10 protein-coding genes are annotated in these 13,774 nt (G+C 37.7%); 3 read left to right on the top strand and 7 right to left on the bottom strand.

Annotated features, from left to right (window positions below; genetic code table 11):
- Both ABDH28_02875 and ABDH28_02870 read right to left on the bottom strand, forming a co-directional pair.
- Window positions 1-899: hypothetical protein (locus ABDH28_02875; protein ID MEN2997964.1), on the bottom strand; the 899-nt coding region annotated here is incomplete at its 3' end.
- Between the two features lie 64 nt (window positions 900-963).
- Window positions 964-2,361 carry a hypothetical protein gene (locus ABDH28_02870; protein MEN2997963.1) on the bottom strand — a complete coding sequence of 466 codons (1,398 nt, stop codon included), beginning with the start codon at window positions 2,359-2,361 and terminating at the stop codon, window positions 964-966.
- Between the two features lie 289 nt (window positions 2,362-2,650).
- Between ABDH28_02870 and ABDH28_02865 the strand changes: the two genes are divergently transcribed.
- Window positions 2,651-3,391: a uracil-DNA glycosylase gene (locus tag ABDH28_02865; GenBank protein MEN2997962.1), complete on the top strand. Its 741-nt coding sequence runs from the start codon at window positions 2,651-2,653 to the stop codon at window positions 3,389-3,391.
- A 193-nt stretch (window positions 3,392-3,584) separates the two neighbouring features.
- Here ABDH28_02865 and ABDH28_02860 read toward each other — a convergent pair whose 3' ends face one another.
- A complete protein-coding gene (locus tag ABDH28_02860; protein MEN2997961.1) occupies window positions 3,585-5,402 on the bottom strand; it encodes a NosD domain-containing protein in 1,818 nt (605 codons plus the stop codon).
- Between the two features lie 392 nt (window positions 5,403-5,794).
- On the opposite strand from ABDH28_02860, the gene gyrB reads away from it, so the two are divergent.
- Window positions 5,795-7,729: a DNA topoisomerase (ATP-hydrolyzing) subunit B gene (gyrB, locus tag ABDH28_02855; GenBank protein ID MEN2997960.1), complete on the top strand. Its 1,935-nt coding sequence runs from the start codon at window positions 5,795-5,797 to the stop codon at window positions 7,727-7,729.
- 105 nt (window positions 7,730-7,834) lie between these two features.
- Here the strand turns inward: gyrB and ABDH28_02850 are convergent, their stop codons facing one another.
- Window positions 7,835-9,109 carry an O-acetylhomoserine aminocarboxypropyltransferase/cysteine synthase gene (locus ABDH28_02850; GenBank protein MEN2997959.1) on the bottom strand — a complete coding sequence of 425 codons (1,275 nt, stop codon included), beginning with the start codon at window positions 9,107-9,109 and terminating at the stop codon, window positions 7,835-7,837.
- A 556-nt stretch (window positions 9,110-9,665) separates the two neighbouring features.
- On the opposite strand from ABDH28_02850, the gene ABDH28_02845 reads away from it, so the two are divergent.
- On the top strand, window positions 9,666-11,363 hold the full coding sequence (locus ABDH28_02845; protein MEN2997958.1) for a methyl-accepting chemotaxis protein: 1,698 nt from the start codon (window positions 9,666-9,668) through the stop codon (window positions 11,361-11,363).
- Here the strand turns inward: ABDH28_02845 and ABDH28_02840 are convergent.
- The 3 genes from ABDH28_02840 to ABDH28_02830 form a co-directional block, all read right to left on the bottom strand.
- The gene (locus tag ABDH28_02840) at window positions 11,328-12,191 is read right to left on the bottom strand and encodes a MinD/ParA family protein (protein ID MEN2997957.1); all 864 of its coding nucleotides are present in this window, start codon (window positions 12,189-12,191) and stop codon (window positions 11,328-11,330) included. The two genes, ABDH28_02845 and ABDH28_02840, sit on opposite strands and share 36 nt — an antisense overlap.
- A complete protein-coding gene (locus ABDH28_02835; GenBank protein ID MEN2997956.1) occupies window positions 12,188-13,357 on the bottom strand; it encodes a hypothetical protein in 1,170 nt (389 codons plus the stop codon). The genes ABDH28_02840 and ABDH28_02835 overlap by 4 nt, the downstream gene beginning before the upstream one ends.
- On the bottom strand, window positions 13,354-13,774 hold a 421-nt coding region (locus ABDH28_02830), incomplete at its 5' end, for an FHIPEP family type III secretion protein (GenBank protein ID MEN2997955.1). The genes ABDH28_02835 and ABDH28_02830, both read right to left, overlap by 4 nt.

Below are 13,774 nucleotides of genomic sequence, written 5' to 3'. Positions count from 1 at the left end.
CCCAAAACCCCCTTGTCCCTACTCCAAACTACCCTAAACCTCATCCACTCACCAGCCCTAAATTCACGTCTATTCATACCCTTAATAATCTCACTATCATACCCCCAACCCCTATCACCCTTACCCAAATATCTCGCTCTAGCACAAAACTCCATCTCCCAATTACCACTCCACCCATGCCATGCAAAACCCAAAAATGCTTTATCATTCACAAGGTTATGAAATCTATTATAAGCACTAGGCTTCTCAACAAAAAAAACTAAATAGTGCACAGCACACTTATCACTACTATTCCAACCAACAGGCTTAAAGTAAAACTCCACAGTACCCCCCTCCGTCGTCAACTCTCCCTGCAACGGTATAAAAACCTGATCATACGTCGTGCTCTCCTCATGCTCACCCCTGATATACATCCCCCTCCCCTCAAAACCTTCCACAAACTCTATCCCCTCATTCTCATTCCTAGACATCCTGTTTACCACCCCTCCCAACTGCTTCAACTCCTCCTCACTCTCAAAACCACAATACAAAACCAACCCACCCTCCTTCAAACTATACTCACTAACCGACACAACATACACCCTATCCTCCCTTACATCCACCTCCCTCCTTATCTCCCTACCCCCCACCACAACAACCTCATACCTACCCCTACCTACCACAAACACCACCTCTTTACCAACAGATACCTCCTTACTCTCAACCCTCACCTTACTACCACCTCTCAAAACAAAAAGTTCAACCCTCACCCTCTCCACCTTAACCTCATCAACATCCAAAACCCTGAAAACTATCTTCGCCTTGGGCTTAGCTAGCTCCACAAGACTACTACCATATACCCAACAACTCACAACCACCCCAAAAATAACCACAAACAACCCTACCAAAAACAACCTCATACCCAAAACCCCCTCATCTCACCACATTCTACAATATCACAAGTTTCCTTGCCAAAAAACTAAATCACTTGTACTCTAGTACTTTGTTAATATTACTCACCTTGACCGATATCTCTTCCCTCAGCTCTCCGTCTATATCCAAAGAGAAAAGCCTATCATAAATAACCTTCGCTTTGTAAATCTCACCTACCCTCTCATAAAGGGTCGCTATAGACGATAGATTTCTGTAATAATTACTCCTAAATTCTTTCTGTAACAGCTCGTTTCTCTGCAACAGAAAGTTTATCATCTCAACCGTAGGAGGTTCAGAAATACTCGTATAATACTCAAGCACTCTATCCAAAGCAAAGCTCAGTTCCTTAGGAACAACTAGTCTCTGCAGAGACTCCTTTATGTGTTTATCTGCTGTCGGATAATCTTTTGACATACCAAAAAATATCCCCGTGTAAAGCTTTATAAAGTTATCCTTATCTACAAATCCTTCCCCCTCCTTTATAGCATCAGAAAACTTGTTCAGTTTACCCAGTATCTCCATCTTCTTAAGCTTCAGTTTCGGCAAATCAGTCTGAGACACATTTCGTTCTATCCTCTCTATCTCCCTCAGTGCTCTATAATACCCATACTTTTTAGCAATGTTATCAACATGTTCAAAAAATCTCACTTCATCTCCAACTAAACTCTTTAAATCCATTACCCCCACTCCTGAAGGTGGAGTAGGTTCACTAATCTCTCTCAATTCCTCCCTTTCGTTGTCAGTTACATCAAACCCTTCATTACCCTTACGAGCTCCATTAGACTCAACAACTCCAGAGGTATTAGTGGGGGAGGAATTAGAAACATTTGAAAACTTCAAAATATTTGTCACATTGGTTCTCGTTTCAAACGCTTTATACGAAGACGAAGAACTTACATTTCTATCCTCACCAATAGAAAGCTTTCCATTAGAAATGTTCTTAACGTTTTCAACAACATTTATCTCATATTTCAGAGTTCCAAGCATAGTTCCATTACTTGAAAAAAGCTGAAACAAAGCAATATCTGTCCCAAAATTATTTGGCACGAATATAAACTTATTGTCCTTTATCGGTGAGTTAATATCAAGAAAAGCAACCCTTATAGGATACTTCTTTATAATCCACACACCTCCCATTTTAGGCAACTGTATCTCTATCTTATCCCCTTTAGCCGAAAAAACCCTCTTAGTATCAACCAATTTCTCCTCACCTCCAGGGAAAAGATCCCTCTCTGTTTCAATAGGAGAAATTTTATCTTCAACAAGCTCAGGCAAAAGTTTTTCTTCACTTGAAATAGGAATATCAAAAAAAGAGTCACCCCTGAGCTTATACCTAGAAGAGAGAACGTCAATGTAGCTAAAATCCCCCTCCAGAGACTTCTTTATCAAATAAGCTGTATAAAAATCACAACTTCCGAAAACCAAAACTAAGAAAACCAAAAGAAACACTCTAGACAAGTTTCTTAAATAAAAAAAGCGAAAAATTCTATCCCTAAAGAAGTTCAAAATCTTCCTCACAAACAGTATAATAAAGTAAAATTCCCAAGAAATTCAACCCGAAACCTTTCCACAAAAACTTCTACTACCAACTCCAAGCCCTACCAAGTCAAAGAGTAATCACTAAAATTGGGATTAGATTACATTGTCCATCCAGTCCACGAAGTGGACTGCGAGAAAAATAGAAAACCACACACACCCATGTTTAGTATTTAACTATGAAAACAGGCAGGAGTTCAATATGAATGCAATAGAAAGAATAATGAAAGAAATAGAGCTACTCATCAAAGACGAACCTTTCTACTCCAAGATAATAGAAGCAGAAAAACCTAAAGACTTAGACAATCAACAAAAAAGCAACCTTACACTATCTTCAGAAAAACAATCTCCAGAGGAACAAAGAGACGTAGAGAGCAAAATGAAGAAGCTAGAGAGAGAAATAATGATGTGTAGAAGGTGTAGTCTTCATAGTAGCAGGACAAACGCAGTTCCTGGTGAAGGTAGTTATAAAACTAGCCTCATGATAGTAGGAGAAGGCCCTGGGAGAGAGGAGGATCTACAGGGAAGACCATTTGTAGGTAAAGCTGGACAATTGCTAACAAAACTATTGGAAGAAATAGGAATTAGAAGAAAGGACGTTTACATAACAAATGTTGTAAAATGTAGACCACCAGAGAACCGAACACCGTCACAAGAAGAAATATCTTCCTGCAAAACTTTTCTAGAAAAACAGCTTGAAATAATAAACCCCAAGGCAGTCCTACTACTAGGAGCTACCGCATCAAAGGCTGTCATAGGTGAAGAAAAGATAACCAAGATTCGGGGAGAAGCTATTGAAATTGAAGAAACCATATTCTTCCCAACCTTCCACCCCGCAGCAGTCCTAAGAGACGAAGCAAATAAACTACCTATAATCAAACAAGACTTCCAAAAACTAAAAAATATCCTTCGCAACTTACAAACAAAAGAATCTAAAACTTAGTTTTAGAAAAACATAGCCTCAAAACCCCAGCCTACAGCACAAATCAAATAATCCACCCACTTACTAATGTCCAGCAGAGTAGTGAAAATACGTATGCAAATCACCTAGCCAGACTCCCAAGCAACAAATTCTTAACAAAAGTCCTACTTAAACCTCAATACTCTCTCCTATCTGCCAACCCCTAACAAACACCCTACATATTCGTTACAACGTTATTAGTAGAATCAGGTGTTGAATCTAAAATCAATGGATTATTTATGTTCGTCCAGTCTTTATCGTTTGTTATAAGCCTTGACCCTGTAAACTCACGATATAAATATCTTAACTTATTGACTACGAACTTATTGTCCACTAGATTATGGCCTACTATATCATGTTGATCTTCATATATGCCTATTGATGTCGTACTATCATTACCTCCAATGAAACAGTTGGAGATGACAAGAGCTGAAAGATTTCCATCCAGATGTATTGTAGAATTTACAAATGACGCTCCATTATTGGTTATATAAGAATTGAGAATTGAGATATTTGTTGAACTATACAAACATATTCCACCTCCATGATATTCAGAGACATTACCATAAATACTGCCGCTTATGGTATTGGTATGTGACAATTCAGAATATATTCCCCCACCATGAGCACTAACCCTATTGCCATAAATACTACTATTTAGAGTATTGCCATGAGAAGAATACAAGTAAACTCCTCCTCCATCCCAAGCACTGTTGTTATAAACACTGCCACCTATAACATTTCTATATGACGAATGTAAATATATCCCTCCTCCACTGTTGTTAGCAGTGTTGCTATAAATGTTACCAACCATAGTGTTGTTATACGATGATTTTGAAAATATCCCTCCTCCTTGATCAGCTCTATTGTTATAAACACTACCACTTATAGTATTGTTAAAGGACAATTCTAAATATATCCCTCCTCCTTCTCCAGCATCATTGCCATAAACACCACAGCTCACAGTATTGTTAAAAGATAATTCTAAACATATCCCTCCTCCACTTGTAGCACTATTGCCATAAACATTACAACTTATGGTATTATTGTACGAATAATTCAAATACACTCCTCCTCCTACTTCAGCATTATTGCTACAAACACTACCACTTATGACGTTGCTATAAGACGACTCTAAATATATTCCACCTCCACCACTTACACTAGAATTATCCGAAACTATAACATTGCCTATTAAACCATACAACACATTTGATAAGTATATACCTCCACCACTATCGTGAGGATAATCACCATTAGCTCTACCTCCCTTTATCACTAAATTACTAATTACTATATCCCTAACATTAGTAGCAAAAATTACATGCTTCACAATATAACTGCCATCCAACTCACTATATCCTACAATGTTATTAAATCCACTATCCCACCCCCCAACTAACTTTATGCCATCATTCGTTATCACTACTCCACTGTCTCCTATGTTTAAACCATTACCTGGTGTGTATAAACCCGTCGTAATGTATATCTCGTTAACATTATAACTCCTAGCCCTAGTCAGCGCAGTTTGGATACTCCTAACAGGTATAGCTTTTAATATCCCATCGTTAGAATCATCCCCATTAGTTGATACATACACCCTTAGCACCACTACAAAACTAACACTTTGAGTAGAACTAGTATTTCCCGCATTATCAACAGCGTATACATATACTACGTTCGTTCCATCACTTAACCCTGTTAGATTGCTACTCCAACTACTCACCCCGTTTACTCTACCAAAACTACCACTACTACCAAGTCTTAACCATACTTCCCTAACTCCACTACCTTCATCGCTAGTGTTACCAATTATTGAAACTGAATTAGTATTAAACACTTGTCTATTTGTAGGTGACAATATGCTTACACTTGGTGGAGAAGTATCATCAGGAACTAAATCTGTTAACTTAGTACAACTCTGAAGAGAAAAAACTGAAAGACACACCATCAAAGCAAACATTAGTAATACAAACAACCCAACCCTTCTCATATTACCCCCCCTGTTATTATGATAATATAATATCCAAATAATATTATAACCAAAAATATGGTATTACAACAGTAAAACTTTCAACAACCAGAGGAAGGAATCAATAAATTTCAATTCCGGTTGGCAATTAGGCAAGGTTCTAGGCTTTTACTTACTGGGTGCTTATCGGAAGGGCATTTACCCAGTCCCGACAGGGACTGCGAGAATAGTAAAAAGAAAGACCGCATTCCAGTTGTAGATTTTGGAATTTATCGAAAACCTCTTTCTCAACTTGACAAGGTGAATGTTCAGAATATAATCTTATACTATCAAGATGGGGTAATTTCTCTTTTAGATTTTCGTTGGTAAATCTTTGGATTTGAAAATAGATTTTACTTTTAGAGGTGAGAAGTATGGCTAATGATAAGCTTGTTAAAGAGTATAACGCTCAAGCCATTCAGGTTTTAGAAGGACTAGAACCTGTTAGAAAAAGACCTGGAATGTATATTGGCTCTACTGGAAGCAGTGGATATCACCATCTTATTTATGAAGTTGTTGACAACTCAATAGATGAAGCGATAATGGGATTCTGTAAAAACATAAAGGTTACTATTGAAAGAGGAGATGTAGTAACGGTTGAAGATGATGGCAGAGGGATACCAGTTGACATTCACCCGGAATACGGAGTTTCTGCACTTCAACTTGTTATGACAAAACTCCATGCAGGTGGTAAGTTTGACAACAAGGTATACAGGGCAACAGGTGGACTACACGGCGTAGGTGTATCAGTTGTCAACGCGTTATCAGAATACCTTGAAGTTTACGTAAAAAGAGATGGTAAACTATACTACCAAAAGTATAGAAAGGGTTTTCCAGAGACAGAGGTTATAATAAAAAAGGAAAACATCAAAGGCACTGGAACAATAATAAGGTTCAAGCCAGATAAGGGCATATTTGACAAAGGAGTAACCTTTAACTACGAAATACTCCAAGCAAGACTTAGAGAACTAGCATTTCTAAATAAAGGGGTCAGGATAGAACTTTCCGATAAACGAGGTGAAGAAGAGAAAAAAGATGAGTTTTTGTATGAAGGGGGAATAGTAGAATTCGTAAACGCTCTTACTGAAGAGATGAAACCAATATCTGAAACATTCTACATCTATGGTGAAAAAGTGATGTCCGATGGTGGACTTATGATAGCAGAAATAGCGTTTAGGTATACCACCGACTATGACGAAACAGGATATTCCTACGTAAACTCAATAAAGACGATAGAAGGTGGAACCCACTTAGCTGGCTTCAGGAGTGGATTAACGAAAGTGATGCTGGAGTTTTACGAAAGAACTGGGATGGACAAAAAAGCAAAAATAGACATAACAGGCGAGGATACCAGAGAAGGACTTGTTTACGTTGTGAGTATAAAACTTCCAAATCCACAGTTTGAAGGACAAACTAAAGAAAAGCTGGGAAACGCTGAAGTTAAAGGGCTAGTTGAGGAGATAGTATATGAAAAGCTGGTGCCTTTATTTGAGAGAAACTTAGATGCTGTGAGGAAAATTCTTGAAAAGGTGGTTGAGGCTGCAAGGGCAAGAGAGGCTTCAAGAAAAGCAAGAGAGCTCGTAAGGAGAAAGAGTGCTCTAGACTCCTTTTCTTTGCCAGGAAAGCTCGCAGATTGCTCGGAAAGAGATCCTCAGAAGACAGAACTTTTCATAGTTGAGGGGGAATCTGCAGGCGGAAGCGCAAAACAAGCAAGAGTAAGAGAATTCCAAGCAATCCTACCACTTAAGGGCAAAATAATGAATGCGGAAAAGGCTAGACTTAACAAACTACTTGACAACGAAGAAATAAAAACAATCATTACTGCTATTGGCACAGGTATTGCCGACACTTTTGATATATCTAAGATAAGATACGGTAAGATAATAATCATGACTGATGCCGATGTAGATGGCTCCCACATCAGAACATTGCTTCTAACCTTCTTTTACAGATATATGAAACCACTGATTGAAGAAGGTTATATTTACTCAGCAGTTCCTCCTCTCTACAGAATATCGGTAGGTCAAAAACACTATTATGCATATTCGGATGATGAGAAAGATAAACTGATAAAGGAGATTAAAACCAAAAACTTTACGGTTCAGAGATATAAGGGACTCGGAGAGATGAACCCTGAACAACTCTGGGAGACCACGATGAACCCCAGCACAAGAAAGCTACTAAAAATAACTCTTGAGGATGCAATAAAAGCAAATAATATATTCAGCATACTCATGGGCGAAGACGTCAAAAAAAGAAGACACTTTATTGAAACATACGCCAAAGAAGTCGTTGAGATTGATATATAGCAGCAACAACCAAAGTCTATCTAACAACCAAACTTTTTGTAGGAAATTTCCTAACAGCCTCTTATCAAATTTCTAGCAAAACTTCCTCTTCACCAACTACATAACCTATATCTTTCTTAATGCTAGTTCTATATCTTCAATTATATCTTCAACATTCTCAATTCCTACTGATAACCTAACGAGATCTACAGTTGCTCCAGCCTCCTCCTTTTCTTTTTCGGAGAGTTGTTGATGAGTTGTCAGATATGGGTATATAACCAGCGATTTTGCGTCACCAATGTTCGCAAGGTGAGAAAAAAGTTTTAGAGAGTTTACAAAAGTTTTTATTTTCTCTACCCCCCCGGGTATTCCTACTGTGACTAGGGCACTCGCGCCTTTAGTTAGATATTTCTTCGCCGTGTTGTAAGAAGGATGTGATTCTAGTAAAGGGTAACTAACCCATGCAACCTTAGGGTGCTTTTCAAGATACCTTGCTACGGTAATGGCATTTTGAGAATGTCTTTCCATTCGCAAATGAAGAGTTTCAAGCCCTTGAAGGAAAAGAAAAGAGTTGAACGGACTTAAACATGCACCCATATCCCTAAGAAGCTGAACTCTAACCTTTGTTATGTATGCACTTGGTCCTAGGTCAGTATACCTAAGCCCGTGGTAACTAGGATCAGGGTTTGTAAACTCAGGAAATCTACCATTGCTCCAGTCAAATCTACCTGAGTCAACTATCACCCCACCTATTGACGTTCCATGCCCACCTATAAACTTCGTAGCTGAATACACAACTATATCCGCCCCATATTCAATAGGTCTAAGCAAATATCCAGTAGGAACAGTATTATCCACTATCACAGGTACTCCATACTTATGAGCTACTTTTGATATCTCGCAAAAGTCAGGAACATCTAGTCTTGGGTTGCCTATAGCTTCAAGAAATATGGCTTTAGTATTGTCATTTATCTTTCTCTCAAAGTTACTAGGATCCGAAGCATCCACAAAGTGGACATTTATACCTAACCTTCTAAAAGTGTAGTTAAAAAGGTTGTAGGTTCCTCCATACAAACTCTTTGAGCTTATTATCTCATCCCCCGGTTTTGCCAAAGTTAATACTGCATAAGATATTGCAGCCTGTCCCGATGCTACAGCTAAAGCTCCAACACCACCTTCTAAAAGAGCCATTCTCCTCTCAAATACATCAGTAGTAGGATTCATTATCCTTGTATATATATTCCCCCTCTCCTCAAGCGCAAATAACCTAACAGCATGATCCATATCCCTAAAAACATAAGAAGTTGTCTGATATATAGGCACAGCTCTAGCACCAGTTGTTGGGTCCGGCTCTTGACCTCCATGCAGTAAAACAGTTTCTATCCTCACTTTTCTCTCCATACTTACCTCCGCACAAATCAACAGGCATAATAAAAATAAGATTTTTACTCTGTCAAATTACACTAATCAGAACCTATAGCTTCTCATCCGTTATAATTCCACCTCCTCTCTCTAGTATCACTTTACATTGTTCTTTAAGCTTTTACTGAGAGACATTTTATCCAGTCCCGATCAAGCATCTAGAAACTTGGCGCGAAGTTAAGTTTTATAACTAACAAACATTATCTAGAATTAAAGGGGGTAAGTAAACAAAGATTCAGAATCCTACTCATTCACCTAGTAGAAATTGAATTTATTGAAAACCTAACAACTAGGCTTGGTCTTTTGCTTTTCCTGTAGTCTCTACCAGAACCAGACAAATACTCTTCCCGATAAGCACCTAAGAAGCTTGATGCAAAGTGAAGTTTTGTAACCAAAGGAAACTGAAAGGTAAACTAAGAAAAGTTTAGAACCCTGCTCACTTGACTAATGAAAACTGGAATTTACTGATACTCTTTTAGCAAATTTGAGATTAACCATCTAATTACTTTACAAATTAATCCAAGTGGAGGAAAATATGAGAAAAACCTATCCTGTTTACGCAGAAACCACATTAGCCTTGGTGTTTTTATCATTACTAACCCTACTATCTCTTCTTTTCAACCTCGCTCCGAATCTGTCTATGTTACTAAACATAGCATTAACACTCTTACTTCTTGCTTCACTTTTTTCTTCAATTGCAACAATAATACATACAAAAACTCTGGTAAATTCCATAATCAAATCCACTAAACTCCTAAGTGAGTCCCTGAAAACAGGAGAAATAAAAACGATAGATTTACCTATCTTAGAAGATCTCGCTAAAAGCATTGAAAACTATATAAATCTAAACAAAAACCTTCAAGATGAAGTTGAAAACCTAAGAGAAGAAAACTACGCACTAAGGGACTATTTAATTCTGTTGGAGAAAGGAGAAGTTCAAATCTCCCCAGAATCCACACCTCAGAGTGTAAGAAACTTGATAACAAAAGCGAGTAGAAGGCTTTCACAAATACTAAAAATAGTTGTTGATGCTATTTCAAGATCATCACAAGTTACTTACGAAAACATAAAAAATCTACTCTACCTTGATAATGACATTGCAGACACAAAAAAGTTGTTTGACGAATTAAAAGATTCTATAGAGTCACTGTCTAAGTCATTTGCTGTTCTTTCTCAAAGACTTAACGAGTTCTTAACACTTTCAATGTCATCATACCAAAATTTTGACAAGTTTATTGAGATTTCAACATCTTTAGAAAATTCCTGGAACAAGTTTCAATCGGCTCTAAACGAAACCATAAAACTAAACAAGGAGATGTATAATGAGGTTAACGAAGCTATAAATGTTTCCAAAGTTATATCTGAAATATCAGAACAGACACTCATTCTCGCAATGAATGCGCTCATTGAGTCTTCAAAAGCTGGAGAGATTGGAAAGGGCTTCTCTGTGATTGCAGACGAGATACGAAAGTTATCCGAAAACGTTACAAAATTCTCAAAAGCAATACTAGGAAAACTTCAACTTATAAAAGGCAAATCTAACGCTATCACTCTGTCGTTTGAAACAATTACAGAACAAGGTAAAGTAATAGAATCCTCATCCAGAGAAATAGAGAGCTTCTCCTCCTCTTCAAAGACAAACTTCCAGAAGATAATTGACTCAACAGAAATAGTTTCATCAGAGATAAACGATATATCTTACAAGATATACAACTCTTCAGAAAAACTAACTGCCTCTCTAAAAAAGATTGAGTTTATAAGTGCAGAGAGAATAAAACCAATGAAGAACATCAATTACAATATAACTGAAGCTTTAGATGATCTCAGAATCATTGTTTCTAAGGAAACAAAGTTTGTAGGTGAAAAAGTAACGCTAATGTTAGCCCTAGCAGACCATGCTCTCTGGGTTTCCAGGTTAGGAGGATTCGTAGAAAATTTTTCAGTCGTCCAAGAAGAATTTATCGTTGATCATACGAAATGTAGATTAGGCAAATGGTATTATTCAGAAGGAATGAAGAAATTTTCCCATTTTTCGGAATTTAGAACCATTGAAAAACCACATGAGAAACTCCATTCCTTGGGAAAAGAAATACTAGAAATAAAAGAAAAAGATTCTGAGAAGGCTTACCAGATCTTTAACGAACTTCTTAAGTTATCACACATCGTTGTGGAAGGGCTAAGAAAATTAATTACAAATCTACCCACCGAAGAGAGCTTTGAACAATCTGTTTAATCCCCTATCTTCCTCTTTTACTTTCATATTCTCTAATCTCTGTGCAACATGTTTAAGGTGAAGAGTAGCTTGAGAACTAGGGAAAGCAAGAACAAAGGGCTGTTGTCTTCTTACCGCAAATTCAACAGAAGGATCTTCGGGAATAAACCCTAAACTCTCAATCTTAACCCCTAGAAACTGTCCCGCTACTGTTGCTATTCTATCAGAGATTTTTATTCCCTCAGAAGGATTTTTAACCCTGTTAACCACAAGCTTTACGTTTGATGAAAGTTTCAGCGATTCTGTAGATATTGCTTTAATAATACCATAGGCATCTGTTATAGCAGTAGGCTCCGGAGTAGTAACTATTACTGCCTCATGGGAGGCCAAAACAAAAGATATCACATTTCTGCCAATTCCGGCAGCAGTATCTATTATTAATATATCATACTCTGAAAAGTTCTTAAGTTCCTCTATAAATCTCTTCCTTTCTATCTCCTCAAGTTCGGCAAGTTGTGTAAACCCTGAGCCTGTAGCAATAATATCTATTCCAACTTCCTCACACTTTACTATCACATCTCGCAAAGACATACCTCCCTTCATCACATGGTAGAGGTTATACTTTGGTATTATTCCAAGGACCACATTGACATTTCCTAGTCCTAGGTCACCATCAAGAACTAAAACTCTTTTACCCATTTTTGAGAAGAGAATCCCAAGATTTATTGCTATGTTTGTTTTCCCTACACCACCTTTACCACTTGCTACCGAAACTATCTTTGGCTTTTCCAAGATAGCAGTTTCACCCAAAGCTCTCTGCAACCCCTTCAGTTGCTCTTCAATAATCATACATCCCTCCTCTCATCTAAAGCCATATATACCAAATCCATAGGCCTAAAAGTCGTGATATCTGCCTCAACCCTCTGCCCGTTCGTCACAAAAGACAGAGGAATTTGGCTTTCCCACAGGGCTGCTATTGAAGACCCCAGTGTATTAGTTTCGTCTATTTTTGACAAAATTATATTATTATACCCCACAACCGAATACCTACTAATTATATCAAGCATGTCCTTGTATTTTGTAACCGCACTCATAACCAGTGAAATCCAAAGATCATACTTTTTCATAACCTTCACATGCTCCTTAAGGTCATTTATAGTCAGTGTATCCTTTTGACTAGTGCCAGCAGTGTCAACGAATATAATATCGCTTTCAGGCCCAAACAATTCCAATGACTCCTTGAGTTCCTCCTCGTTTCTTATCGACTTCATCGGAGCTCTAAATATCTCCGCAAAAGACTTAAGCTGGAACGAAGCACCAGCTTTATACTTATCAAGAGAAAGGAAAGTAAATTTTCTACCCTTAGTAGCACCCCATAGTAGTGCTAACTTGACAATGGTAGTAGTTTTACCAACCCCCGTAGGCCCAATTAGGATAACAACTTTCGGCTTCTTATTTATCGCAAGCTCAGTTGACGCAACCTTTATGTTGCTAGCAATTATTGACTTAACCTTGTCATATACAACATAAAAGTTTTGTTTTTCTTCCTCCGTAAGTTCATTGTCAACTCTCTCTACAATCTTATCAATAAACCCCAGCGGGAAATCTTTCTCTATCATCTGCTTTCTTATCATATCAAAGTTTGCCTCTTTTGCCTTAAGGTATGAAGAAGTAATCTCTTTTATCTTCTTATTTTCAACCATCACTTCCTGTATCATCTTCTTAAGTGTCTCAATCTCTTTATACAAAGGAGAACCCATATCCCCCTCAAAAGGAAGAGTTGACTGCTTTTGTGGTTGCTCAGTAAATCTCTGGGAAACATTATCTTGATCAAGCACCTGGAACCATACCTGATACACCATCTTACCACCTATACCAAGAAACCCCTTCTTTCTTATAGGCTTTTTAGTAAGAATTACAACCCTATCAGGAGATATATTTCTCTTCTTTATTTCTTCGTATAATCTAGACCTAAGCTCATACATATTCTCCACCTCTATACTGAAGTAGTTCATACTTCAGCCTCCGCAGAAACAAGATTTACAGAAACATAATCAAATTGCTCAACACCAAATGGTGGCACAACTTCATTATATGACATAACAACCAAATTTTTATACATCCTTACCGTAACCTCCTTGATCAACCTTCTTATCCTAGTAGAACATAGCACGATAGGAGTTTTTCCTCTCTCTACCATATTTTTTACCTTCTCTGATAGCACATTCAAGAAATCTCTAAGGAGATTTGGAGGAACTGCGTAGATAAATCCACTCTCAGTTTCTCTTATGTAGCTAGCTAGTTTATCCTCAAGCTCAGGGTCTAGAGTTATTACAGTTAAGGTATTTGTAGAATCAGCATACTTTTTAGCAATCTGCTTCGCTAATGCCTGCCTTACGTTCTCAGTTATAACCTCAGGATTCTTGGTATAC

The sequence above is a fragment of the Brevinematia bacterium genome (genome assembly GCA_039630355.1).
GTDB lineage: Bacteria > Spirochaetota > Brevinematia > DTOW01 > DTOW01 > SKYB106.
The sequence above is the reverse complement of the archived record's forward strand: the minus strand, read 5'-3'. Positions and strand labels throughout refer to the sequence as shown.

Excerpts from the sequence above, each read along its gene's own strand:
- ABDH28_02865 (MEN2997962.1), top strand. The coding sequence starts at position 2,651 with ATGAATGCAATAGAAAGAATAATGAAAGAAATAGAGCTACTCATCAAA.
- ABDH28_02860 (MEN2997961.1), bottom strand. The coding sequence starts at position 5,402 with ATGAGAAGGGTTGGGTTGTTTGTATTACTAATGTTTGCTTTGATGGTG.
- gyrB (MEN2997960.1), top strand. The coding sequence starts at position 5,795 with ATGGCTAATGATAAGCTTGTTAAAGAGTATAACGCTCAAGCCATTCAG.
- ABDH28_02850 (MEN2997959.1), bottom strand. The coding sequence starts at position 9,109 with ATGGAGAGAAAAGTGAGGATAGAAACTGTTTTACTGCATGGAGGTCAA.
- ABDH28_02845 (MEN2997958.1), top strand. The coding sequence starts at position 9,666 with ATGAGAAAAACCTATCCTGTTTACGCAGAAACCACATTAGCCTTGGTG.
- ABDH28_02840 (MEN2997957.1), bottom strand. The coding sequence starts at position 12,191 with ATGATTATTGAAGAGCAACTGAAGGGGTTGCAGAGAGCTTTGGGTGAA.
- ABDH28_02835 (MEN2997956.1), bottom strand. The coding sequence starts at position 13,357 with ATGAACTACTTCAGTATAGAGGTGGAGAATATGTATGAGCTTAGGTCT.